This is a genomic window from Rossellomorea sedimentorum (genome assembly GCF_046237645.1).
GTDB lineage: Bacteria > Bacillota > Bacilli > Bacillales > Bacillaceae_B > Rossellomorea > Rossellomorea sedimentorum.
In genome coordinates this window covers 467,972-493,283 of record NZ_CP143546.1, presented here as the reverse complement: position 1 = coordinate 493,283, position 25,312 = coordinate 467,972, and the positions used below count along the sequence as shown (strand labels likewise).

Sequence of the window (25,312 nt, the reverse complement as noted above, 5' to 3'; positions counted from 1 at the left end):
GAAAGTTAAATTTACTGATTTATGGACAGCGGACAGCCCATTACCCATTAAATTCTTAAAGTTAATTTTCATGTTTTGGTTGTAGGAAGAAATTCTTTGATTTAAAAATGATCAAAGAAAATTACTATCTAAACAACAAAATAAGGTTTCCTACCGGTTACCTTATCTCGCCGAAGTTCTTAAATTAAATTCTTTCCCTAAAAAGTTTATATTCTTTAATTAAAATATCCTCGGATGCTCCCTTAACCGAAGATACTAAAAATTTGTCTTTTATATCGCTAATTACCTTACTAATATAGGGCATCTGTCTCTCTTGCTCTATTCTTTTAATAGAATTCAACTGACCTTCAGTTTTTAACACCAATTTTTTAAATTGGAGATAATCATCATAAGATCTGAGACTATAATCACTTACCCTCTGAAAATTCACAAACATTTTTTGCTGCAATTTATTTGGTGCCTTAAGCAAGTCATTTTTAGGGTTTATATTTACACCGGTCACATTTATGGCGCTATAGGGGTTATTTCTTTTTATTTTTTGAGGATGCAGTTCTAAATCATATTTACTGACAACTTTACTAATATGTTTTAAAAAAGATGCAGGAATTCTCTTAGGACTTGAAAATGTCATATCATCAACAAACAAGGTAAAGTGAATATCATTTTTATCACATATTTTTTTTATCCCATTAAACATATCGAAGTAGGCAAGAAAGGAAAGGGTTGTACTAGTTGGAAATCCTTGGGGAATGTGTCTAGAGCTTCTCCCATGTAAATTACATGTTGTCATTATAGTAAGAATTTTAGCAATATCAGGACTTACATTGAACTTATTTAGAAACAAACCATATACATAGCTATCGTTAGTGCTAGGAAAAAAATTTTTAATATCAGCTTTTTGAATATATAAGTTATCCCGATGGGAATCAGCATTTCCCAAAAAATCTTTATTCGGTACTCCTGAATAAACATAGGAGGGGAAATTCACCTTACTTATAAGTTTATTCAGTCTTTTCAATAAAGCTTTATATTCCAAATTAGTGTCGAAAAGGATCCTCTCTTTTTCTCCGATTTGCTTTTTAAATGAGTACACTTTTATACGTGTATCTATTGATTTAATATAATCTATATCAGTTTTAAGAATAGCTGCTAATCTTTTTTTACTGTGTAGGTTATAAAGTGGGTTAGTGGGATTGTATTAACATTTGTCTCACCATATTAAAATTCGTTTTTTGTAGAAGATATTAGAGAGAACCTCCAACAATATGCTCAAGTCTACATTGAAGAAAAACTTTTTCACTATACCTAAACTGCCTCCGATAACCAAGATTTTAAAGCTTTTGGCTAAGGACAAAGCAAATTCAGGAACGAAGTTTTCTACAAATAACTCTCTGGCACCTGATTTCTCAGTATTACTGGAGTGTGCTTGATTTTTACTGTTAGATGATAGGCGATACTTTTGTTTTTTAGGAGATGAATTTTTCATCTACTATCCTCCTTTCAAATATCAATTGACCTCTTCAGGCCCCTCTGCTCGTTAATATTGAAGAAGGATTTAATGAGACAAGTACCGCTCTCTCTAATATCTTTTAGCCAAAAGTGACCTCTGCTCCCTCCAGGCAATAAGATAAGCCGGAAATACAGCACAGGACATCATGACGGTTGTTGAGCTTAATAATATGAAAAGCCCAAATAGTTAACGCTTCACAACTACGTTGATCCACCAAATTTTCGCAGAGGTAAGATGTCTCATTATTCTGTTTATAAATATATCATACGTAATTATGTAAATCTAATATTATAATTTTAATAGAGGTCCTAAAATTTGATCCATTAAAATGATTGATTTTTTTCACCTCCACAGGGATACAAAGACAGAAATAGTCTATCCCACAAAAGTAAAAATGGGTAAATAATCCAGATATTTTATGTTACTATTTAAAAAAAAGAGACAATGAGGTTAAAAGCATGAACGAACTTATCGTAGAAAAGAAAGATTTCAATCATGACCATCTCAATCACATAAAAACAGTCCACCTAAACAACTACCCAATCGTATATATTCTTTACAATGACAAGAAAAAGCCCTCTGCCTACATAGGACAAACGGTTCAAGCTGCACGGCGGTTGAAGAATCATTTAGAGGATAAAAGGCGTAAGAACTTAAATCGTTCGATCTTAATTGGTCATGAGAAGTTCAATCAGTCGGCGACCTATAATATCGAGTCTAATCTTATAAACTACTTTATTGCGGATAATCACTACCAGTTGCAGAACGTGAGCCAGACAAACTCCAGGGAAATGCACAACTATTATGAGAAGTCTTTTTATAATGAGGAGCTTTTTCAAGCGATTTGGGAGAAGCTTAGAGAAGAGAAGATTGTTTACGACACAGTTGAAAATCTTAGAAATAAAGATGTTTACAAGTTATCTCCCTATAAAGAGCTCACACCTCAGCAGCTTGATATTAAAATTAAAATCCTTGAATTCTGCAAAGAAAATATCAACCAGGAAGGTAACCACGTGATTGCGATTGAAGGTGATGCCGAATCCGGGAAGAGCGTCCTGTTAAGCTCCTTGTTTAACACCATTCAGGACTTAGCTCATGACAGCAGCTCCTCCCTCCACGGAACGGATAACTACCTGCTCGTGAATCATGGAGAAATGCTGAAGACTTATAAAGGGATTGCTAACAGTTTGCCTAATTTGAAGAAGAAGAGCCTCATGAAACCTACACCTTTTATTAATCAAAAGACAAAAGATGACTCGAAGGCTGATATCGTTTTAGTAGACGAAGCTCACCTTCTCCTTACAAAGGAAGATTCCTACAACAACTTCAGGTATCAGAACCAGCTGGATGAAATCATTAAGCGCAGCAAAATCACCATTGTCATTTTTGACCCGAAACAAGTGCTGAAAATTAAAAGCTATTGGGATGATCGATTGCTTGAGGAAATCACAAACCAGTACAATGCCAAAACCGTAAAGCTGACTGATCAGTTGAGGATGAACGCCAATCCTGAGACCATGAGGTGGATTGATCATTTTGTTGCGAAAGAGTTACTTCCCTTACCACCTAAAAAGAAAGATTCAAAGTTTGAACTGAAAATTTTTGAAGAAGCTTCAGTCTTTAAAGAAGCCATTGAAAGTAAGAATGATGAAGTCGGTCTTTCTCGCATCGTCTCAACCTTTGATTACCTTCATAAAAAAGATAAGAAGACCTACATCGTAGACGAAGAAGGAATCAACATGCCCTGGAATAGTACACAAGATAATATCACGTGGGCTGAATATCCGGAATCGATTAAAGAGGTCGGCTCGATCTACACGGTTCAAGGATTTGACCTGAATTATGTAGGTGTGGTCCTTGGCCCCTCCATCAGTTATGATGAAGAAAATGACCGGCTGGTTATCGACCCTTCAAAATATAAAGACACCGGAGCGTTCATTTCAAGAACAGACCTATCCCAGGAAAAGAACCAGGAGATAAAAGAAGAAATTATTCTGAACTCCATTAACGTTCTGATGAAGCGCGGGATCAGTGGTTTATATATTTATGCTACAGATCCTAAGTTAAGGAAAAGGTTATTGGAATTGCAAAGCAAAGGAGAAAATCAATATGAGTGATATACAGAGTCTAATTAATTCAGTAAATAAATTTAGGGATGATCGGAACTGGCGTCAATATCATAACCCTAAGGACCTTGCCATCTCCATCTCAATCGAAGCAGCAGAGCTACTGGAAGATTTCCAATGGATCAGCAGTGAAAAAGCACTTCAGGAAAATAAAGAGAACATCCGGGAAGAGATTGCGGATGTTCTCATCTATTCGCTGATGCTTTGTTCTGATCTTGAGTTGGATGTGAAGAAGATTGTTGAGGAGAAATTGGAGAAGAATGGGGAGAAGTATCCGGTTGAAAGTAATTAGTTCATTGGACAGAGGGATAGTCTCTCGTAAAATAATCAGGGACACCTGTCCCTCTGTCCCTCTGCTTTAAATACTTTAGATACACTCAAAGTCACTATGTTTATTTTATCTGCTCATGTAAAAATAGATTTCCCTTCTAAGACTATTATATTTTTTGTAATAGTATTTTTATAGTAACTCACTTATGATAACTCCTATATTACTTCCCACTTCATCTTTTAGCCGTGTTACATCTTCACAGAATTCTTTTTCTCGTCTAATCGCATCTCTAATTCCTGGCTTGAAAATATTAAATTTTAATTTATTCTTTTTATAAGACCCTATTTCCTCTAAAAGTAATCCCTCTACATACTTCCTAGATTTATTAATCCTTTTATTTTCTTTAATTGACTCAATATTATGTTCTGTACAGTCTGAAAGGTGAAGTAATAGCCAAAACTCAAAGCAAGGATTTGTTATTCCTAGCGTGTAATTATTTTGAGAACAAATCTCTAATACTTCATCATACTGCCATTCTTTAAAGCTATGTTTATCTCTATCAAGAATAATACAAACAGTATCGTATTCTTTTTCAAATTCTAGTAAGTCTCTTAGATCAGATAATTGATTTATAAAATCTTCTAATTCTTTGCTTTCAATTTTCATTATTGCTATGTCTTGAATTAATTCATCAAGGTTTTCTTCTATATTACTGCCAGAAAGCACGTGACCAATACGAGCCTTTATACCATCGTAATTAGGGATACCTAACTTTTCAAATATTTTTTCGACTTCTAATAGAAACTGTTCCTTGTTTCCCTTTAGCTCAATTACCGCTTGGATACTATTATGTAGTTCTTCTACAATTTTTTTTTGATTAGACCGGCTACCATCTTCTCTTTCTAAGGTCTTAATATCTAAAAGTTCTTGTATTCCAAACTCCTCTCTTGAATTAAATAGTCCCTCAAAATACTGTTTTTCTGTTTTTTCCCCCTCAAATAGAAATATAAATTTTTTATTTGGTTCTTCCGTTTGAGACGGGCCTCTGCTTCCGAATATTTTTGAGGTTCTTAAACTCAATCTTGCCCACCTCTCTCTTCTTCTTCTTCTTCAAGGAAAGATAGATTTTTAAACTTTGGCACTGCTCCGTACCTACCGTCAAGATAAGCATTAATGATCTTTTTATCAAATCTTGTTTTAAACTTCTCTAAAGAATATAGTTGGGAATTTCCTTCTTCATTTTTTTGTACAAACCAAATTTCATCTCGCCTTAAAAGATTCAAATCTAATAGACGGTCTTCATGAGTTGTAATAATTAATTGTATTTTCTTTTCATGTAGTATTTCCAGAAAAAGCTGAATGAACTTATGTGTTAGGTTAGGATGTAAACTCCTGTCTATCTCATCAATAACATAAGTTTTTTCTGATTTCCCTAATAATATTTCCAAAAGATCTAACAATCTTCTTGTTCCATCAGATTCCTCACTTAAAGCAAAATCAGCTCCATTATTACCATGAGTAAAGTACATAGTTTTAACTTCAAGATCACCCTTATCATCTAGTTGTAGCTGGTGTAGGTTATTATCAGATCTAATGTGGGCGATACTTTCACTGTTTTCGAATAATTTATTTTGAATATCCTCCAAAATTTTTATAGGAAATTGTTTTTTCATTTCTTCAATAGGTGTATTCACTAATTTAAAGTCTGTAATTCCTGTCCCAAGGCTATCTAATAATTTGAATAACCGATTATTATTACTTTTATCATTATCAACAAAAAAATCAGTACTACTAACAGGGTTACTAGGAAAATTGATGTCTAATGTATCAGTAAACCAATTAAAAATATTCTTAAAAATTCTAAATTCCTTAAAGTTTTTAAAGAATTCTTCTTTATTTCTGTTAAGCTCACTCAAAAATAAAAATTTGTCATTATCAAGACTATCCTCAGAATAAATTTTAAATCTAAGTTTACTTTCATTTTTCACAAAACTTAAATTTTTATTAAAATTTTTATTAACTATATCTCTTTCGTATATCAATTGATCACCAGATGGTTTTAATTCATATAACCACTCACCAGTGAACCTATTTTCTGATAATATTATATTAAAACCAAATGCATAATATTTGTCACCTATATTTATTTCGTACTCAAATGAAGTAGGTTCAGAAGAACGAGTCTCATTTAACTTGTAATAATAATTCTTAGGTGCATTCTCCGCTCCGTTCCTTATAAGGTTCCTCGAGAAATGCAATGCCTTGATAAAATTTGATTTCCCAGAAGCATTCGGACCATATAAGGCTGCAAACCTTAATAAATTTATATTTTTTTCTTTTATTAGATGATTACTTTTACTTCTAACATCACCTGGAATCATGGAAAACTCTTGGATTTCATCAAATGAAAGAAAATTTTTCACGTTAAATCTCATCAACATTTTAAAACCCCCTTATAAATTGGTATATTAAGTGAAAAAATCACTCTTCATGTTCATTATATTCTATTTAACCAAATAAATACATATTATGTGGAGGTCTAATAAATTTATTGCAAAAAATTCATTATAATTTCCACTTTATAGCGATAATGAGTCAAGAGGACAGTTGCCTTGTGCCATGAGAAAACTATTATACACCCTCTTAATTTTCTCTTTTAGTGATTTAATTATTGGCTAAGACTCACACATAAAAAAACTTTTTTTATGATTTTTTAGATATCTTTAACTTTTGTACACCTACCCATCATTCAAACAACTTATTACCTCCTCATTCTCATGAACAAACTCCTTAAATTGATTAGCAACTGTACACAATTAGTTACCCCAACAACAAGGTAAAACCTATAAAAAAACGGAGAAACAGAGTCCTCGTCCCACCGAAAAGGTATCTCTCTGGCTAAAATACAGAGAATCGACCTTTAGGAGTTACTTTCTTAAAGACTCATCAATTAATTTCATAACTTCCACAGGCGCATAGGAGTTATAACCATAATGGAAATATGAAAACTTCACAAGTCCCTCTGTCCCAGGTGAAACAATGGTAAAAGGCGCAACAGCAGCCTCTCCCTCCTCTTGGTATTCTCATAAACACAGAGTAAGACACTCAGGTCCTTTCCGGAAACCTGTTAAACTAGAATTACATTACTAAAAAGAAACGAGGGATATATTATGACTTCACTTGCCTTTGATCATCTTGTTCACTTTTCATCTGATCCTACATCCGCGAAAAAAATGATGCTGCAGCACGGCATTCAGGTTATTGAGGGTGGGAAGCATGAAAACTGGGGGACTTATAACACGCTTGCTTATTTTTGTTTAGGTTATATCGAGTGGCTCGGAATCCAAGATCCATCTGTTTCCATGCAGGTTGACGATAACCCGCTGATTCAACAACTCGTTACTGAGCTGCCTTTAGGTGACCACCCGGGTAGACTCGCTCTCAGGACGAGTAACATGGATCAACTTGCTGTTGAACTTAAAGAAAAAGGACTGAAACTCCATGGCCCTGTCAAAGGTTCGCGGTTAACGGATAGTGGGGAACTTTTGCAATGGTCCATGCTGTTTATCGCGGAGGAGCATCCAACACTTCCCCTTCCCTTCTTCATCCAATGGGGAGAAAATGATGCTGTTAGAAGAGAGAAACTGAAGGTACACTCCAGCCATCCAGCCGGCTCTCTTCAAATAAAGGATGTGTTTTTGGCAGTTGAAGATTTGGATGATGAGATTTCTAAGTGGTCTTCTCTGTTCGATCTGCAAAACGAAGAGACATTTATAAATGAAAAATGGGGTGCAAAATGCCTGCGCCTTTACATGCCGCACGGAAACCTGTTGTTTTGCACTCCTGTCGGGGATGGCATCGTTAAAGATTTTCTTAATGCATTTGGCGAAAGACCCTTTGGCCTTCAGCTTGAAAACGGCCGCCAGAACCAATCCATTCTTTTACAGGGAGGAATATATAAGATTTCCGAAGAATGACTAGAGAGGTTGTTTCTTAGAGGAACGGAGGGTTCCTTGTCCCAGTGAAGATTTTAGTACTTTAAAGCACGAAAAGGGACAGTCCCTCTTCGTGCTTTAAAGTACTAAAGTAAAACACAACTGGTCCTTCCAGTTCATTTACAAATCATACCAACTGTCCTATACTTACTAAAAAAGCGAGGTGTTCAGATTTGGCAATTATCACGGTAGACTTTGATGGAACGCTTTATCAGGGAAATTCCTTCAAGGCCATGTTTTCAGTAGGAAAAGAAACATTTACCGCTAAACAGTGGGCTATTGTGGCAGCAGGTTTGGCGAAGGCTACGGCTGGCGGCTTACTAAAAGGAAAAAACAAATTCCGCCACGATTTTTTCAGGGCCTTTGCAAAGACGTTCAATGGCAAAACCACCGAAGAATTAGATCTCTTTTTCCAAGAACTCGTCATTCACGGGAAAGAGGAAGTTCATCACACCCTTGTCAGCAGAATCCATGATCATCAGAAGAACGGAGACACAGTCATTGTACTATCCGGCGCACTGCAGCCATTCCTAAAAGCTTTTATTAATCACCTCCAATTAAACGATGTCCATGTATTGAGCACAGAATTGCAGTTCGACCAGAACGGCAAATGCACGGGGGAAATCGGACAAATTGTCAACGGAGATGTCAAAGTAGCGAAACTACAGGAATGGATGAACCAACAGCCGCACCTGACAGAAAATCCACCAAAAGAAATTTGGGCATACGCCGATAGTGAAAGCGATATTCCTCTGCTCCATTATGTAAGCAATCCGGTTTTGGTCAATCCTAAAGAGGGCATGGTCAAAGTGGCGGAAGAAAATAAGTGGTCTATATTTGCTTAATAACAAGAAAAAAGGTTCAAAAGAGAGGCATTGTGCCTTCTATTGAACCTTTTTTATTTGCCCTCTATTTAATAAGGTCTAGTTGACTTCAGCTCCTGGTTTACAGCTTCACCGGCTGGCATAGTTCCTTGTGGATTCCTTAGTCTGATATAGGAGATCTACCTTAGCGGCCTACTTCCATTTGAGGGACAGTCCCCTCTGTCCCACTCTATTTAATCAAACGTTTGATTAACTTTACACTCCACTCATCCCCCAGCAAACCAACTAAACTCCTTAACAAAATTTAATTTAACTGTACCGACCGGCCCATTCCGGTGCTTCACTAAGTTGATCTCCGTCTCCAGCCCTTTGGAGTCCTGCTTATAATACCCTTCCCTGTAAAGCAGCATGACGATGTCCGCGTCTTGTTCGATGCTGCCGGAGTCGCGGAGGTCCGACATCATCGGCCGCTTATCCTGGCGTTGTTCCACTGACCGGGAAAGCTGGGCCAGTAGGATGATCGGCACTTTGTACTGTTTCGCCATCTGTTTCAATTCCCTGGTGATGGCCCCTATTGCGAGGTCATGGCGTTCGAACTTGCCTTCAATCGGAATCAGCTGCAGATAATCAATGCCCACTAAACAAGAAGCACTGTCATTTTCCCTTCTCGTCTTCTGGATCCTTGCCCGGATTTTGTCCAAGGTCTGCCCGCCTTGGTCATGGATTTGAAAAGGCATTTTGTAACAGGTATCCAGCGCTTCATTTGCCTTTTGGGTCTCTTTTTCTGAAAAAATCCGGGATGGATTCTGCCACTTAGACGCATCAATGTGCGCCATGCGGCTGATCATCCGTTGATAAAGCTGGGTCTCACTCATCTCGAGTGAAAAGAAATCGACAACGGTTCCTGTTGAGGCTGCGTTATAAGCCAGATTCAGTACCAACGCGGTCTTCCCCATCGAGGGTCTTCCGGCGACAATGATCAGTTCCCCGGGTTTGAACCCTCCTGTTAATCCATCAAATCTTTCATATCCGGAAGAAATGCCCACGAATACAGGCTCTGAATATAAGCTTTCATAAATCTCGACCAATGCCCCGGTCTTACTTTGCCCTTTCTGCAGTACAAGCTCCTGTGTCTCGACATATCTTTGATAAAATGCTTCTGCTGTTTCAGCATTCGAGTTGTTCAGGAAATGGACGGCCGATTTCTGAAGCTCTTTTATCCGATAAGATTCAAGCACAACTTCCTGATAATGCTCCAGCCCGCTCACGGAAGGACAGCAAAGGGAGATCTCCGTGAAATAAGAAACACCGCCTGCATTCTCGACCTCAGCTCCAAGAAGATTGACCAAACTAAAAGGATTGATTTCCACCCCATCGCGCTGCAGCTCCCTCATCGCTTTAAAAATTATCCGGTGTCGGCTCTGCGAGAAATGCTCTGGTTTAACAATGAGATCGTTGATGGCCCCGGGCTCCAAGAAAACCGCTCCAAGCAGCATACTTTCAGCTTCAAATAATTCCTGGTGACTGCTCATTTCATCGACTCCATACAGGCCCAAATGACGGTTTGACTCTCTTGGCTCCATTTGCATGGCGGTTCTCCCCCTCCCTCTTCCACCTCTCCAATTTGGCCAGAAAGTCATTTGTTTCTTTTAGCAGGTCAGCAGTTGAACTTGGCAACGACTTTGACGTACTGCTTGATTTTCTTATTTTTCGCCGCAGCGCCTTCTCGTAGTAAGTAAACGATTGGATTGTGTCGTCAGCATTTCGCTTTCGGTAATCGGACTCGATTGTCTCCATCCAGGACAGCAGTGTTTCCTCTGCGATCTCCTTCTCACAGATTTTCTCAATGGCAGACTGTTCCTTAGGTGAGATATAAAATCCTGAGTTACGAAGCTCTAAAAACTTTCCTGTGACCTTCTCAATCTTGCTTTGCACTTCTGGTTTGAAAGACAGCTCATCCTTCACGCGCACGCTCTCTTTTTCTTTCTCTTCTCTACCTTTCTTACATTCTTCTTTTTGTACAGCAGTGGTATTCACTGCGTCCATCTGGGATTCATCAGCCGTTTCCCCGTTTTCGGGCAAATAAAAATCATCTTCACTTCCAAGTATTGTGAACAATGTGCCCATTTTTGTCTCCTCAGTAGAGATGAGACCGTACTTCTTCAAACGATCTACACTTAGCTTGATTGTACTCTTCGCTGGGATTTTCAAATTGCCATTCTCAACATACTGCAAATCATCAGCCAGACGAGAAAAGGACCGTAAATTCTGGCCCCTATGCACCTTCACTTCTTCCACATACATGAAATCTTTCTGCACCGCCCTGCAGCTCAGCAATAATAAGAGCCTCAAGGTAAACGGGCTGCTCCAAATCGGACTTTCAAGCGTGCTTCGGTTGAATTTAATCCATCCTGTCATTATTTTTTCCTCCCTATATTATGTTTTCATTGGTTATATAGAGAAGTTTTTGGAAAAAGGACACCATTCAATAAAAAAATGCCGAACTCTTGGTCCAAGAGTCAGCATTAGCAAGGTTCCTTCAGCGCCTAAAGGGCAGTTCCAAGACAGATCGATCCCTCAATTCCTTCTTGGGTAACGACAGGCTGGGACAAGGAACCTCCGCCCCACAACTTCACTGAATATCCCTGTAATCATAATACAACTTGTTCTTCCCTAGTTTTTTAACTCTTCCACTCTCCACTGCCTTTTTCCATTTCTGTATGGAAATTTGGTTCAAAGCATCAACTTCCCCTTGGCTCCTAGTCCTGTTCCTTTTCTTTCTGTTGGGGCCTTTTGTTTTTGCGATTTGCTCATTCGCCCGCTTGCCGTTTTTCCGAACTGTACTTTCAATATCTCCCAAACTCATTTTTCTTCTCATCTCCACCAGCCCTTTTAGCCATCATCTTGGTCAAAGTTGGTGGAGTTTATGAGTTGAAAAAATAAAAAAGAACCGACAATATCTGCGGTCCTTCAAAGCCATGGGCTTAGTAATTTATAAACTTTTGTCCTTTTTGCTTCTTCTATCAGGTAAGCCATTTCTATATTCTCTCCTCTATGAATAAGAAACCTCCTCTTAGCCCACTCATAATCTTCATCATCTTCTGGATATTGCTTCTCAACAATGCCTTTTAAGCGATGGATGATGATATCTTCAATACCGATTACATACAGTTTACGATTGTTTGGGAGCCGTAATTCAATTACCTTATCCTCACTGCCTTCTAAATGATTGGAAGGCACTTCAACTGCCAATTCAGCATCAGCATGGTACCACTCTCTCTGAGTTTTGATAAAGCCCAGTTCAGTCAGCAATTCGTTAAATTGCTCCCACCCATCACTGACAAAATCAATATCGTGAGTCGTATAGTCATTCCTTGTATAAATTTCAACCGAAAGACCACCAACCACAATTGGATGAATCCCTCTGCTGCTAAAGTATTCAGTTAACAGGGCAGCAAATTCAATCATCTTATGAAACTTAGGTTTATCTTTTATGTTTTCCAGTTCAACCTTTAAATCCTCAATTGTAATCATAATACATCTTCCGGTTCCCTAGAGATATAATCTTCCCATCCTGCACCGCTTTTTTCCATCGGGAAATAGAGATTTGATCCAGACACTTAACTTCTCCCTTTGCACGTGCTCGAGACTTTTTTCTACGTCCACTAGAACTGGAAGCAGTTCTTAGCGTCAGGTTAGCAGATTTTCGGTTTTTCTCGATTGTTTCATTTAAAGTTTCTAAGGTCACAGTAATCATAACTCTAACCTCCTTGTTGTCTCTATATTAATACAAAACCCTTTTTGTGAAAAAAATCATTACCCTTACCTATTTATTTCCTAAATACTAAAGAATGGACTGCCCCCAGTATGTAAATAATTTTACACACTGGGGGAGCAGCCCTGATGTCAGGACGGAGGTTCCTTGTTCGTCCAATAATTTTTTTACCCTTTTAAAAATACCTGAACCGAATCGGGTAATAATTGAAAGAGCAAGCCTTCAAAAATGATATCGAGCAGACCAGCAATGAATAGAATAATAAGGATAGATACTAAAAGAGGTTTCTTATTATCTTGAGAACTCCATTTCATCTATGTTCACTCCAAAGTAACACAATTTAATACCTTCTATATTAATTCAGCAATAGTTGCTTATCAATCCTTATTTATGCTTGGGACGGAGGTTCCTTGCCCCACCAATGGTAGGTCCCTTTGTTAAATCACAAAAAAATCGGACCCTAATAACCTCCGGAGACTCCATCAGCAAATTACATATATCACAAGCACAAAATCAGGGTTACATTGTCTCCCCTGCATTTTCAATCATGTTGTAAAAACACGGATTACCGCAGATGCTTCTCTCCAAATTTTTCATATATACCAGTTTACAAGCTTAAAAGAATGCGTTACCATTAATCTTGAAAAAATTGCATAACACGTTTTCGCACTAGGGGTGCATTTTGCTGAGAGGAGCCTTTTGGTTCCGACCCTTATAACCCGATCTGGATAATACCAGCGTGGGGAAGTGCAGGAGAAGGTATCTGTTCTAATGTGTTTCTCTTACGATATCAATCGACTGCATCCCACTCTGTGATGCAGTTTTTTTGTTGTCCAAAAATTTTTTCAGGAGGAATACAATATGAATCATGAAGTTTGCGGTACAAGTGAGATTACTGGAGCAAGGTTTACAATCCATCCGATGGCAGATGATTTCGTCAGTATCATTCTCGGTGCTATCGAGGAAACAGATACGTCGAAGGTGTGGCGGGAGACGGATGATGTTTCTACATGTGTGCGCGGCCGGTCGATACATGTGTTTGATACAGTGAAGGCCATTTTCCTTAATGCGAGTAAGACCGGAAAGCATGTCGTGCTCAATGCGACGTTTTCAAACGGGTGTCCCGGGGATGCGCAAGGAGATGTTTATCTATCGGAGAATGACGAGCGCATGAATGAAGCATCTCTCGCCGGCATCTCCCAGGATGTGTCGGTCCACTTTGCCCTGTATCCACTTGGCAGCACAACGTATATGGATACAATCATGGATCAGGTGAATGATGCAATCGAAAAAGGCGTTAAGACACAGGGTGTCCATTATGCAACACGCCTCGACGGCAATGCCCATGATATTTTTACGACACTTGAGCGCGCCTTCAATAACTGCCTTGAAGGGGACTCTTCCCATGTCGTCATGACCGTTACAATGTCGGCAAACTCTCCTTCAAAAAAAGGTGAAAAATAATGCTCGCCAAGTGGAAACTGCGTGAAGTCGTCCTTCTCTCTGTACTGGCCGTTATATTCGGGGTCGTCTACCTGGCCTTCCTGCAAGTCGGAAATGTTCTGTTCGGAATGTTCGGCTTGATCGGATATGACTTTATCTTTGGTATCTGGTTCATTGTATCGATTATTGCTGCCTATATCATTCGGAAACCGGGGGCCGCGTTTATCTCTGAAACCGTTGCTGCTACTATAGAAGTTTTGCTTGGAAACGCTGTAGGTCCAATGCTCATCGTGACAGGGATGATCCAGGGGCTGGGCGCAGAAGCCGTATTCGCCGCAACCCGCTGGAAAAACTATTCGACGCTCGTTCTTGTTCTTGCCGGAATGGGCTCGTCGGTCACCAGCTTCCTTTGGGGCTTCTATGTATCGGGGTTCGCCGCTCTTTCACCTGGATATGTAACGGCGATGTTCATCGTGCGTCTTGCAAGCGGGGCAATCCTGGCAGGTCTCCTCGGGAAGTATATCAGTGAAGGCCTTGCCAAAACTGGCTCTCTCAGCTCCTTCCCTCTAGGAAAAGAAATGAAGGCGGCGAAAAAGAACCATGAACGGACAGCCTGACCTGCTTAATGTAAAAAACTTAAGCTTCCGCTATGAGGATGATGAGCCCCGGATCTTCAAGGATGTTTCCTTTTCAATCGGGGAAAAAGAGACCCTGCTCCTGCTCGGTCCTAGCGGCTGCGGAAAAAGCACTCTGTGCTACTGTGTCGAAGGGCTCTATCCGGAAGCCGTCGAAGGTGAGATGGAAGGCGAGATCCTCTTTCATGGTGAAGAACTTGAAGACTTTCCACAAGGAAAAATCAATCAGCGAATGGGCATTGTCTTTCAGGATCCGGAAAGCCAGTTCTGCATGTTGACCGTTGAAGATGAACTGGCCTTCGTGTTGGAAAATCATAAGGTTCCACGCGAGGAGATGCCGGCGAAAATTGATGCCGCGCTTGAAAAAACAGGCCTCCTCCCATACAAGGAAAGCCTCATCCACGTACTGTCAGGGGGACAAAAGCAAAAGCTCGCACTGGCTGGAGTCCTTTTGACAGAACCGGACCTGGTCATCCTCGATGAGCCGACGGCCAATCTCGACCCCGTATCGAGCACAGAGCTTGTCCAGCTTTTAAAAAATCTGCAGCAAAGCCAGGGCTTCAGCATGATTGTCATCGAGCACCGCCTGGATGATTGGATGGATATCACCGACAGATGCCTCGTATTCAGTCGGAGCGGAGAAGTCATGTTTGATGGAAAGCCGCGGGAGTGCTTTACGGAACATGCCTCATACTTGAATGAAGAGGGTGTCTGGCTGCCGAGTCCGACATTGGCTGGAATGAAGGCAGCGGCTGCAGGAATTTATCAGGGGGAATCGCTCCCTTTCACTACTGCCGAATTGATGGAGAGAGTGGCTGATCCTTCTGATTTACTTCAAAAGCTCCAGCCTGGCATCAGCGATACACCTGGCATCAGAAAGCCTTTGCTGGAGATGGGGCAAGTCACATTCTCTTACCGCCAAAAAGAGATTCTTAAGGAAATAGATCTTAACATTTATGAAGGGGAATTCGTTGCCATCCTCGGTGCAAATGGTTCCGGAAAATCGACGCTGTCCAAGGTGATGTGCGGAATCCTCTCCCCTTCTTCAGGTAAAATTTCGTTTGGTGGAAAGCCATTGGGAAAATGGAAGGAAACCGAGCTTTGGAAACGGATCGGCTACGTCTTTCAGAATCCCGAGCATCAGTTCATCACGGATTCAGCTTACGATGAACTCGCCTTCGGGCTTGCTCAGCAAGGGTTTTCTCAGGAGGAGATAGCCCCAAAAGTCAGGGCTATGCTGAAAAGGCTGAACCTTCTTGAGGCTGCCGACCGCCATCCCTTTTCGCTCAGTCAGGGTCAGAAGCGCAGGCTTAGTGTTACGACGATGCTCAGTGACCAAAATGGACTGCTCATTCTCGATGAGCCGACTTTCGGGCAGGATGCGAGGACTTCCCGCGAGTTGATGAACCTCCTTGAGGATAGAAGAAAAGCAGGCGGGGCAGTCGTCATGATCACCCATGATATGGAGCTCGTGCATAAGTACGCAGACAGGGCAGTCGTGCTCGGGTCCGGGGATATTCTTTTCAACGATGCCCCTTCTCTCCTTTGGGAGCGTAAGAAGATTCTGCAGGAGGCAAGGTTGAAGCTGCCTTTTGCCGTTGAGTTGGAACAAGAAATCAGAACAGGGGATGAGCACCATGTCACTGCACAGTCTTAATCCAGCAATCAAGGCACTTACCGTCGTTGTATGCATCCTGATACTCTCGGTTTTTTTTGACCCGGTGACTCCACTTGTCAGTATCACGTTCACCATCCTTGTCACTCTATTGCTCGGCAGGGTTTCCCGGAAGAGATGGCTCCTGCTGTTCTCGCCCTTCCTGTTCTTCGCATTAGTATACATCTGGTCGAGCATGTGGTTTGCCGAAGTCGAGCCCGGAGCTGTCATCCTATGGCAGTGGGGCTTCCTCACAATGACGGATAACGGATTGGAGACAGCCATCTCACTCGGATTGCGTGTCTTAAGCTTTTCGGTGCTCTCGCTTTTATTCGTACTGACGACTAAGCCTGCCGATTTCATCCTGAGCCTCATGCAGCAGTGCAAACTGCCTCCAAAACTTGCATACGGCATCATGGCGGGATACCGCTTCCTCCCCCTCATCCGCGAGGAGTTCTCCATCATTAGGAGCGCCCACCGGATCAGGGGAGTGAAACAAAAATCGGCATCGCTACCTGAAAGGATTCGCAACCTGAAACGTTACGTCATCCCCCTCCTCGCCGGAGCCATCCGAAAAGCAGAAAGAACAGCCCTCGCAATGGAGTCGAAAGGCTTCACAGGTGACCGGGACCGGACGTTTTACCGGCAGTTTCAAGTCAGCGGGAAAGATTGGCTGTTCCTGTTCCTTATGGTTGGTGGAATCCTGATGAGTGTCGGTATTTCTTGGAGTCTTGGCACACTTGATCTTTATCAAAAGCAGCTGTAGTTTAGGCGAAATCCTGTTTGGGAATTTCGCCTTTTTGGTTTTTTGGGCGAGGGACGGAGTGACAGGTTTCTTGTCCTGCCCAAGGCAAGACATCTTGCTAAGGTATAAAGAGAATCGACTGCAAATATTAACTTTCTCCTGACTCCATCAGCAATTTTTTATACTCGTTATGCACATAGAAGTTATCACCAGAAAATCACATCCAGCACTCTTAAAAATAGTTTTTTTAAAATAGATTGGGTATCAGCCTATTTACTCACCTTAATTATCTAAATTATTAAATTTGTCTAAATTGTTAGATTTTTATCTTTAAATGTATTATATTTGTAGATGTCACACAAATTCTGGGAGATTTCACGGAGAGATTATTTTTACTAAGGGGGAATGAATGTGAAGGAAACAAAAAACAGGTGGCTTATTGCTTTATCGGCAATTGCGATTCACCTTTCTATTGGTGCTGCATATGCGTACAGCGTATATAAGAATCCGCTAATTGACTCCATGGGATGGTCCGAATCACACGTTACTCTCGCATTTACAGTTATGATGGCGCTCGCAGGATTTACGGCAGCCTTTATGGGAAGTTTTGTAGAAAAAAACGGTCCCCGAAAGTCTGCGGCACTGGCTGCTGTATTGTTTGGGTTGGGACAAGCCGGTTCAGGGATTGCTGTCGCGGTGGATTCTTCTGTCCTTTTCATCATCACGTATGGGTTGCTAAGTGGATTAGGATTAGGGATTGGATATATCTCACCTGTATCTACATTAGTAAAATGGTTCCCGGATAGAAGAGGGTTAGCAACGGGTATGGCCGTACTTGGCTTTGGTACGGGGGCACTCATTACCGCTCCAGTCGCTGCTGCTCTCATGGTATCGATCGATATTTCCAGCACTTTTTACATTTTAGGTGCAAGTTATTTTATTCTTATGATTCTCGGTGCTTCGTATATTGCACCTCCTCAAGAAGGCTGGTTGCCTGACACTCTTAAGAAAGCGGTTGCAGGAAGTCGGCAAACCGTCAGAAAAGACTTAAGGCAGCTAACAGCAAAGGAAGCCATTAAAACGAAGCACTTTTGGATGTTATGGTCGATGATGTTAATCAATACAAGTGCCGGAATTATGATGATTTCTGTTGCCTCTCCAATGGCTCAGGACATCGTCGGCTTATCTGCTGCAGCGGCCGCAACGATGGTCGGAATCATGGGGATTTTCAACGGTGGCGGAAGACTGGGCTGGGCTGCAGCTTCGGATTATCTAGGCAGGCAGAATGTGTTTATCATCTTTTTCGTCATCCAGCTGGTCGCGTTCCTCACCCTTCCAATGACAACAAATGTGATTCTGTTTCAAACTCTTATTCTATTAGTGGTCAGTTGTTATGGCGGAGGCTTCTCCAATTTGCCAGCCTTTATTGGGGACCTGTTCGGAACAAAGCAGCTTGGCGCCATACACGGGTATCTATTAACAACCTGGTCACTTGGCGGCATTCTCGGACCGCTGCTTGTTTCAAATATTAAAGGAGCGACCGGGAGCTATATTCCTGTATTCTACGTTTTCCTGGTATTAATCGCCTGCGCCTTCGTGATCAGCCTTTTCTTACGTGCTGATATTAAAAGGATGCAAAATCAAGAAAAACAAGTCTACTCTAAAAATGGAGTGACGGTTCAATAATTTCATGGAGAAAAGCCAATTTCCAGATGGGAGTTGGCTTTTCTTTATTTTTATAGAAGGGGTCCTCGTCCCATCTGAAGACTCAAGGCTTCAATTCTCTAAGTGTGAGACAGTTCACCCTGACCTCTGTTTCATAAAACTTATCAAAAAACCGTTTTGCCCCTCCCTTTTCAAGTATAATGAAGCTTATTCAGATCATGCATACGATATTTCTTGGAGAGAATCCTATACATAGGACGAAAAAACAATTAAAGAGGTTGAATAATGAGTAAAAGAAGTTTTGCGGATTATCAGATAAGCGATGAAATCAAAAGAGCACTGGCTGTGCTAAAATACGAAACTCCAACAGAAGTTCAAAGTAAAGTCATCCCGGCAGCACTGGAAAATCAGGATCTTGTGGTAAAAGCTCAAACGGGAAGCGGCAAAACGGCTTCCTTTGGGATCCCTGTTTCGGATTTGATTGAATGGGAGGAGAAAAAGCCGCAAGCTCTGATCCTTACCCCGACAAGAGAGCTTGCGGTTCAAGTCCGGGAAGATATCACGAATATAGGCAGGTTTAAACGCATTAAGGCAGTGGCCGTATATGGAAAGGAACCTTTTTCTAAACAAAGGGACGAATTAAAACAAAAAACGCATGTAGTGGTTGGTACACCTGGCCGGGTTATGGACCATATCGAACGGGGAACTCTGGACTTGGAGAAAATCAAATATCTTATCATAGACGAAGCAGATGAGATGCTTAATAGAGGTTTCATCGATGAAGTGGAAGCGATCATCAATGAGCTGCCTTCAGACCGGGTCACAATGGTGTTTTCTGCTACCCTGCCAAAAGATGTTGAAAATCTTTGCCACAAATATATGAAAGACCCTCTTCAGATTGAAATTGAATCCACCGGGGTAACGGCCGATACCATTGATCATTCTTTGATCCAAGTGAGAGAAGAAGAAAAGATTTCACTCCTTAAAGACGTGTCGGTTGTAGAGAATCCAGACAGCTGCCTAATTTTCTGCCGCACCAAAGAAAACGTTGACACTGTGTACAGCGAATTAGATAGGGCTGGATATCCTTGTGAGAGACTCCATGGGGGAATGGAACAGGAGGAACGGTTCTCTGTGATGGAAGGGTTCAAATCGGGGAACTTCCGCTATCTTGTCGCGACCGATGTCGCTGCCAGAGGGATTGATATTGATAATGTTACACTTGTCATCAATTATGACGTGCCTATGGAAAAAGAGAGCTATGTGCACAGAACGGGAAGAACAGGCCGTGCTGGAAATAAAGGAAAGGCCATTACGTTTTCGACTCCTTATGAAGAAAAGTTCATTAAAGCCATTGAAAGATACATTGGCTTTGCGATTCCTGCTGCGGAAGCTCCTGATCATGAGGAAGTTAAAGCTGGAAAAGCGGCTTTCGAAGAAAAACTCAGCGGCCGCCGGGTTGTGAGAAACAATAAAACCGCCCGCATCAATCAAGATATCATGAAACTTCATTTCACCGGCGGGAAAAAGAAGAAAATCCGTGCGGTTGATTTCGTCGGAACGATCGCCAAAATCCCCGGCGTCACAGCAGAGGATATCGGCATCATCACCATCCATGATCAAATGTCCTATGTGGATATTTTGAATGGAAAGGGCTCGCTGGTTTTGCAGGCCATGGAGAATGCGACTGTCAAAGGGAAGAAGTTAAAAGTCAGTAAGGCGATTAAATAAAAAAACCTAATCCCCCCTCAACGGACGAGGGGGGATTTTGTTTTTTATTAACTAGTCTCCGTCCGTTTCTAAATTCCCTGCCTTCATCATACTTCCTTTAAACATTAGCGAAAAATAAGGGGAATTTTTCCCGTTAAATCTAAGTTATGGCTTGTTTTGGGGTAAATAAGGGGAGTTTTACCCCTTATACATAGAAAATTTCCTGTTTTAGAGTTTTTCGAGTCAAATAAGAGGAATTTTTCCCGCTATTTTAGTTGTTCTTCATGATTTTTATTAATTAAGGGGAGTTTTTCCCGCTATTTTAGGTCAAGTGAGAGTGTGAAAGTGTTTTAGTTGACCCCCTAACTGGTAAGAGCGAACTCTCACTGGTTCTACGTTAACTTCTAATTAGCCCCATCACTTACGGGACAGTCTCCTTCCGTTTCTAAATTCCCTGCCTTCATTATACTTCCTTTAAACATTAGCGAAAAATAAGGGGAATTTTTCCCGTTAAATCTAAGTTATGGCTTGTTTTGGGGTAAATAAGGGGAGTTTTTCCCCTTATCCATAGAAAATTTCCTGTTTTAGAGTTTTTCAAGTCAAATAAGAGGAATTTTTCCCGCTATTTTAGTTGTTCTTCATGATTTTTACTAATTAAGGGGAGTTTTTCCCGCTATTTTAGGTCAAGTGAGAGTGTGAAAGTGTTTTAGTTGAGCCCCTAATTGGTAAGAGCGAACTCTCACTGTCCCGGATGCGGGAGTGAGCATCTGTTTATCGACAAGTTGAGAAAGTATTTTTCTAACCGGCTTGCTACTTAGCTTCAGCCATTTTTCGACTTCCATAGGGGATATGGCCTCTCCTTTTCGAATCGCTAACCGAAGCACTTCCTTTTCGACTAAGGTAAGAGTCGTCTGATCCAGTTCATCCCCAAGCCAACGGCCAATCACTTGCTGAATAATCTGCTGGCATCGACGCGGCTTCTCTTTAACTTGGTCGTATGAGAAGCGGATCACTGTCCATCCGTCGATCACCAACTGGTTTTGACGTTCCAGGCTATCAGAAAATTGCCATCTGCTTATTTTCTGTAAATGAGGGCCGTACCCGTCAATTTCAAAGCAAATCTGCATGGTGGGACGAATATAAGCAAAGTCCAAGTACCTTTTGCCATCCTTAAAATCATTAACCTCATATTCTGGATGCAGATACCGAAAATGGTGAAATAACGGCCACCACACTTGCTTCAAAAACAACATTTCAGCATGTTTATGACCTTCCTGTAAGCGCCGCAGCCGCTCCCCGGTCCTTGTCTGTAAGTGACTATCCATAAAGGCCTGATATTCTTTTTCAAATTCCATAGCATCCCTCTTCCTATCTAATGTTCAAGTAAATTTGATATTCGGAAAGTTTTTTTGTGTTAATGCGAGTAGGAAAAGCAGTTTCGTATGTTATTACCTTTGGGGGAATTAAACAAAATCAGCTTAAGCTTAAGGAAGAAACTTGAGTGGAGAACTATTTTTAGTTTAATATAATTCCTATATTTGTTCCATTAAAGGTTAATGTAACTGAGACGATGGGTAATCCATCATACATCTCTATCTTCATTGAAGTCGTCACCTTACTCCAATGAACTTTTGTTCTTTAACTACAATTGTATTGTGGTGAGTATGAAAAATGTAGTATTCACGTGTAGGTTCTGCTAAATGAAATTTTTATATTCTTTCCATGCGGGAGTGGATTCGGGGAAGTGAGAAATGACTGATAGTTCATCCAGATAGCGTATTGAATTTTTCGGATAGGCAGAAATAGCCTCTACAAGTACTCATTGCTCTGGATATTTTTCACGTACTTGTTCCCATTTCACTGGTAACACCTCCTAGTTATATTGTTTTTAGTATATCATTTTTCAATTGTTAGTTTAACTCTTTTACTACCAGGATTATTAGCAAACCAAATTATTCACTTGTGTTTCAGGCTCTTGGAGGAGTGCGGGGAGATTGAAAAAGGGACAAAGTGCTTTCCCCTGCACTTTGCCCTCTTGAAAATAATTAGATATTGCTCAACGATTTTTTAACATCCGCAGATCCACTCACAACTTGAAACTCTTTCCCAATCGTTGACTCATCTTCTAAACATCCAAAGATGACCTGCGCAACGTCCTCACGCGGAATTTCTCCTCTTTCAACTTCACGCGCTGCTTCCACTTTTCCAGTTCCGTTCTCGTTTGTCAGTCTTCCCGGGTGGACGATGGTGAAATCTAAGTCTGTTCCCCGCAGCCACTCATCTGCATAGTGTTTGGCGACGACATATGGTGCAAAGGATTCCGGTGCTTCCTGTATCGCTTTGCGGGTTGTGTCAAACGAGCTGACCATGACAAACCGCTTCACTCCTGCCTTTTCAGCCGCTTTGATTGTTTTCACGGCACCGTCCAAATCAATCATGAGGGTTTTGTCGGCACCCGTATGAGGACCGGAACCTGCAGTGAAGACGATGGCATCGACTCCTTCTGCTGCTTTTGCAATGTCTTCTACTTCTCCCTCTAGGTTCACCACTGCTGTTTCAGCACCCAGTGATTCGAAATGGGATACCTGCTCCTGTTTGCGTATCATCGCTCTCGCCGTATGGCTTCCGCTGTTCTGAATGATTCCGACTAACTGTTTCCCGATTTGTCCATTTGCTCCGACTACAAGAATTTTCACTGTATCCACCCTTTCTGTTTACTTCTATTTAAATATCGTAAATGGTCTTTAACCCTATTGTCTAATGAGCTGTTTGGCCAACATTAGTTGCTCTCCATTTATTTAAAAGGCTTTGTTAGTTAATGGTGTTGTTTTTTAGGGCTCCAAGGAGACAAATTATATAGCTTCAAAGGTATTATCATAGTTGATTGAAGCGGAAGGCGTGCGATCTCCTGCGGGACTAGCAGGACAGGTGAGACCAAGGTTACGTACCCACTGGAACGTAACCCCACAGGCGCAGCCGAGGAGGCTCACCGCCTGCCCCGCGGAGTCACGCGCCTGTAGCGGAAATCTATCAATTATAATGCTTAAGAAATCAACATTACTCTTTAACAGAGCCATTTAAAAAGTGATGTTCAGTGTGCACGCCGCGTTTCATTTTCTACGCTCGACCTTCCAAGTGCTAATCACTTTCCCATCTTCATGAACAACATATTCCTCAAACTGATTCGCCACCGTACAAGCATGATTAGGGATGATCTGCACCTTATCATTCAATTTCAAAGAACTCTCTCCTGTAAAAGTTCCCACTCCATGCTCTTCGGATAACCGTTCTATCGTGATTTCAGGGTAGCCAATAATATATCCAAATCCCTTTACTGTCTCGTTTCCGTGCGCACCTTTATCCAGGCAGAGCGTTTTGCTCCCTGTATCCAATACAATCCGGTTCGGATATACACCTGAAACAGAAGCCAGTACAGTCAGCGCACAGTTTTCAAGCGATGTTACCCCTAATCCTGCCTGGATGCTATCAAAAAACACAGCATTCCCTGGCCTGATCTCGGTAATTCCTGGTACCTTTCCAGAGATCTTATAGGTTGGTGTGGAACCGACACTTCGTACGGGAATAGGAATCCCGGCTCTTTCACATTCCTCGGCACTTTCCACGACTGCCTGCCCTTCCTGAATGCCGATCCTTTCAATCTCAGCATAACTTGAAGCAGCATAGGAATGACCGGCATGTGTTAAGATTCCATCCAGTTTTAGCTTGGAATGCGTCATAATCTCCTTTGCCAACACTAGAGCATCCCTGCCAGGTTCCACTCCGCAGCGATTTAATCCTGAATTGACTTTTATCCATACCTCTAGTGTAAAGGGGGTATGCTCCAGTTCTTTTTGCAGATAGACTAATTGTTCCCTGTTATCTACTATTATCTTGAGCTTCACACCTCGCGCCAACATTCCGGTTACTCTCTTTATCTTTTGCGGACTGGAAATCGGATAGGCAATCAAGATGTCATCGATTCCCCCCGCAGCCATTGCTTCTGCTTCCGGGATGGTCGCGGTGGTTATACCGACTGCTCCCGCCTGCAGCTGCAGCTTTGCGGTTTCAACCGATTTATGTGTTTTGATATGAGGTCGATAAGAGAGATTATATTCCTTTGCAAAACTCGCAATCTCGTTAATGTTTTTCAAAAGCTTCTGGTAATCCAGCAGCAGTGTCGGTGTGTCGAGGTCAGATATCTTTTTCATGTTTTATACACCTCCTGTTTTAGTTATGATGTTGAGCTTGGAGCAGCTTGAAAGACTGTTGTTTTTTTTTCAAACCCGACTAGTTCTCTAAAATCGCTATCTTTGTAGCTGTACCCCTTGCTGGATTAGAAGTATCTAAATTCTCATACCAAACTTTTACCTTGTTTCCCACAGCCAACTTTTCTTCACTTTCTGGCAAGGTAAAATAAGTTGCACTCTTTGAATTTAATAGAATTTCTCTTTCAGATAATTTCATGACTTCCTCGCTGCTCAACCCTTGTTCAATTAATAGTTGTTCACCGCTTATTTTTCCAACGATCCCTTCCACACTTAGTTGTCCGCTTTCCTCATTAGTTGTGGGTGAAAAGCTTTTGACCAAGAGAAAAATGGACAATAAGACAAACATGAAAACTAATGGCAGAATTATCTTTTTTAGGTGCATCATAAACTCTCCCCTCCAATAGTCAATTTTCTATCATCTTTATGATATTGAGCTTGAAGTAGAGCTCTAGAAGTTCTTTTACATACCCTTTCATGGGGTGCTTCGCGGTATCCCGGAGATGCCTGTCTGCCAGACATCTCTTCTTCTATTATTTTCTTAATCTCTGTGAACATCCTATTCCCTCCAGTGGTATGTCTTTCTACAATTCGAGTTAAAGGGGGGAATTCCTTCTCTGTAGCAATAGATGCCGGTAAAACGAGGATACCTACTTCATTTTCCATTTTCTAACACCAAAACGTGCTACAATTG

At 41.2% G+C, this 25,312-nt stretch carries 25 protein-coding genes and 1 riboswitch; of the genes, 10 read left to right on the top strand and 15 right to left on the bottom strand.

The features are described from left to right. Positions 1–184 precede the first annotated feature (184 nt). Positions 185–1,093 (bottom strand): reverse transcriptase family protein, encoded by a 909-nt coding sequence (locus V1502_RS02545; protein ID WP_409252828.1) that lies wholly within the window; start codon positions 1,091–1,093, stop codon positions 185–187. A 117-nt stretch (positions 1,094–1,210) separates the two neighbouring features. Next, positions 1,211–1,486, bottom strand: a complete 276-nt coding sequence (locus tag V1502_RS02540; protein WP_409252827.1) for a hypothetical protein — start codon at positions 1,484–1,486, stop codon at positions 1,211–1,213. 482 nt (positions 1,487–1,968) lie between these two features. Here V1502_RS02540 and V1502_RS02535 point away from each other — a divergent pair, with 482 nt between their 5' ends. Continuing rightward, positions 1,969–3,627 carry a DUF2075 domain-containing protein gene (locus V1502_RS02535; RefSeq protein WP_409252826.1) on the top strand — a complete coding sequence of 553 codons (1,659 nt, stop codon included), beginning with the start codon at positions 1,969–1,971 and terminating at the stop codon, positions 3,625–3,627. Continuing rightward, on the top strand, positions 3,620–3,928 hold the full coding sequence (locus tag V1502_RS02530; protein WP_409252825.1) for a nucleotide pyrophosphohydrolase: 309 nt from the start codon (positions 3,620–3,622) through the stop codon (positions 3,926–3,928). The genes V1502_RS02535 and V1502_RS02530 overlap by 8 nt, the downstream gene beginning before the upstream one ends. Positions 3,929–4,096: 168 nt before the next feature. Here the strand turns inward: V1502_RS02530 and V1502_RS02525 are convergent, their stop codons facing one another. After that, positions 4,097–4,987 carry an RloB family protein gene (locus V1502_RS02525; RefSeq protein WP_409252824.1) on the bottom strand — a complete coding sequence of 297 codons (891 nt, stop codon included), beginning with the start codon at positions 4,985–4,987 and terminating at the stop codon, positions 4,097–4,099. After that, positions 4,984–6,348, bottom strand: a complete 1,365-nt coding sequence (locus tag V1502_RS02520; RefSeq protein WP_409252823.1) for an AAA family ATPase — start codon at positions 6,346–6,348, stop codon at positions 4,984–4,986. Before V1502_RS02520 ends, V1502_RS02525 begins: the two co-directional genes overlap by 4 nt. Before the next feature lie 729 nt (positions 6,349–7,077). Between V1502_RS02520 and V1502_RS02515 the strand changes: the two genes are divergently transcribed. Together V1502_RS02515 and V1502_RS02510 are read left to right on the top strand one after the other, a co-directional pair. Further along, on the top strand, positions 7,078–7,884 hold the full coding sequence (locus tag V1502_RS02515; RefSeq protein ID WP_409252822.1) for a VOC family protein: 807 nt from the start codon (positions 7,078–7,080) through the stop codon (positions 7,882–7,884). Positions 7,885–8,075: 191 nt separating this feature from the next. Further along, the gene (locus V1502_RS02510) at positions 8,076–8,747 is read left to right on the top strand and encodes an HAD family hydrolase (RefSeq protein WP_409252821.1); all 672 of its coding nucleotides are present in this window, start codon (positions 8,076–8,078) and stop codon (positions 8,745–8,747) included. A gap of 245 nt (positions 8,748–8,992) precedes the next feature. On the opposite strand, the gene V1502_RS02505 is transcribed toward V1502_RS02510, so the two are convergent. The 6 genes from V1502_RS02505 to V1502_RS02480 form a co-directional block, all read right to left on the bottom strand. Next, positions 8,993–10,315 carry a replicative DNA helicase gene (locus V1502_RS02505; protein ID WP_409252820.1) on the bottom strand — a complete coding sequence of 441 codons (1,323 nt, stop codon included), beginning with the start codon at positions 10,313–10,315 and terminating at the stop codon, positions 8,993–8,995. Then, complete coding sequence (locus V1502_RS02500; RefSeq protein WP_409252819.1) at positions 10,260–11,144, bottom strand: DNA helicase; 885 nt, start codon at positions 11,142–11,144, stop codon at positions 10,260–10,262. Before V1502_RS02500 ends, V1502_RS02505 begins: the two co-directional genes overlap by 56 nt. 214 nt (positions 11,145–11,358) lie before the next feature. Continuing rightward, the gene (locus V1502_RS02495; RefSeq protein ID WP_409252818.1) at positions 11,359–11,604 is read right to left on the bottom strand and encodes a hypothetical protein; all 246 of its coding nucleotides are present in this window, start codon (positions 11,602–11,604) and stop codon (positions 11,359–11,361) included. A 92-nt stretch (positions 11,605–11,696) separates the two neighbouring features. Further along, complete coding sequence (locus V1502_RS02490) at positions 11,697–12,260, bottom strand: hypothetical protein (protein ID WP_409252817.1); 564 nt, start codon at positions 12,258–12,260, stop codon at positions 11,697–11,699. After that, positions 12,247–12,483, bottom strand: a complete 237-nt coding sequence (locus V1502_RS02485) for a hypothetical protein (protein ID WP_409252816.1) — start codon at positions 12,481–12,483, stop codon at positions 12,247–12,249. Before V1502_RS02485 ends, V1502_RS02490 begins: the two co-directional genes overlap by 14 nt. Before the next feature lie 185 nt (positions 12,484–12,668). Continuing rightward, entirely contained in the window at positions 12,669–12,815 is a 147-nt protein-coding gene (locus V1502_RS02480; protein ID WP_409252815.1) for a hypothetical protein, read from the bottom strand. A 347-nt stretch (positions 12,816–13,162) separates the two neighbouring features. After that, positions 13,163–13,264: riboswitch (TPP riboswitch) on the top strand. A 98-nt stretch (positions 13,265–13,362) separates the two neighbouring features. On the opposite strand from V1502_RS02480, the gene V1502_RS02475 reads away from it, so the two are divergent. The 6 genes from V1502_RS02475 (at position 13,363) to V1502_RS02450 (ending at position 20,374) form a co-directional block, all read left to right on the top strand. Then, positions 13,363–13,965, top strand: a complete 603-nt coding sequence (locus V1502_RS02475; protein WP_409252814.1) for a YkoF family thiamine/hydroxymethylpyrimidine-binding protein — start codon at positions 13,363–13,365, stop codon at positions 13,963–13,965. Beyond that, on the top strand, positions 13,965–14,561 hold the full coding sequence (locus tag V1502_RS02470; RefSeq protein WP_409252813.1) for an ECF transporter S component: 597 nt from the start codon (positions 13,965–13,967) through the stop codon (positions 14,559–14,561). The genes V1502_RS02475 and V1502_RS02470 overlap by 1 nt, the downstream gene beginning before the upstream one ends. Further along, the gene (locus V1502_RS02465) at positions 14,545–16,236 is read left to right on the top strand and encodes an ABC transporter ATP-binding protein (protein ID WP_409252812.1); all 1,692 of its coding nucleotides are present in this window, start codon (positions 14,545–14,547) and stop codon (positions 16,234–16,236) included. The genes V1502_RS02470 and V1502_RS02465 overlap by 17 nt, the downstream gene beginning before the upstream one ends. Further along, positions 16,217–16,999, top strand: a complete 783-nt coding sequence (locus V1502_RS02460; protein WP_409252811.1) for an energy-coupling factor transporter transmembrane component T family protein — start codon at positions 16,217–16,219, stop codon at positions 16,997–16,999. Before V1502_RS02465 ends, V1502_RS02460 begins: the two co-directional genes overlap by 20 nt. A gap of 384 nt (positions 17,000–17,383) precedes the next feature. Next, complete coding sequence (locus V1502_RS02455) at positions 17,384–18,664, top strand: OFA family MFS transporter (protein WP_409252810.1); 1,281 nt, start codon at positions 17,384–17,386, stop codon at positions 18,662–18,664. A gap of 264 nt (positions 18,665–18,928) precedes the next feature. Continuing rightward, entirely contained in the window at positions 18,929–20,374 is a 1,446-nt protein-coding gene (locus tag V1502_RS02450; protein WP_409252809.1) for a DEAD/DEAH box helicase, read from the top strand. A gap of 662 nt (positions 20,375–21,036) precedes the next feature. On the opposite strand, the gene V1502_RS02445 is transcribed toward V1502_RS02450, so the two are convergent. The 5 genes from V1502_RS02445 to V1502_RS02425 all read right to left on the bottom strand — a co-directional run bounded on the left by V1502_RS02445 (position 21,037) and on the right by V1502_RS02425 (position 25,284). Continuing rightward, complete coding sequence (locus tag V1502_RS02445) at positions 21,037–21,708, bottom strand: DNA-binding response regulator (protein WP_409252808.1); 672 nt, start codon at positions 21,706–21,708, stop codon at positions 21,037–21,039. Positions 21,709–22,398: 690 nt separating this feature from the next. After that, on the bottom strand, positions 22,399–23,049 hold the full coding sequence (locus V1502_RS02440) for an SDR family oxidoreductase (RefSeq protein WP_409252807.1): 651 nt from the start codon (positions 23,047–23,049) through the stop codon (positions 22,399–22,401). 414 nt (positions 23,050–23,463) lie between these two features. Continuing rightward, on the bottom strand, positions 23,464–24,561 hold the full coding sequence (locus V1502_RS02435) for a D-TA family PLP-dependent enzyme (protein ID WP_409252806.1): 1,098 nt from the start codon (positions 24,559–24,561) through the stop codon (positions 23,464–23,466). A 79-nt stretch (positions 24,562–24,640) separates the two neighbouring features. Then, a complete protein-coding gene (locus V1502_RS02430) occupies positions 24,641–25,006 on the bottom strand; it encodes a DUF3221 domain-containing protein (RefSeq protein WP_409252805.1) in 366 nt (121 codons plus the stop codon). After that, positions 25,003–25,284: a hypothetical protein gene (locus V1502_RS02425; protein ID WP_409252804.1), complete on the bottom strand. Its 282-nt coding sequence runs from the start codon at positions 25,282–25,284 to the stop codon at positions 25,003–25,005. The genes V1502_RS02430 and V1502_RS02425 overlap by 4 nt, the downstream gene beginning before the upstream one ends. Positions 25,285–25,312: the final 28 nt, after the last annotated feature.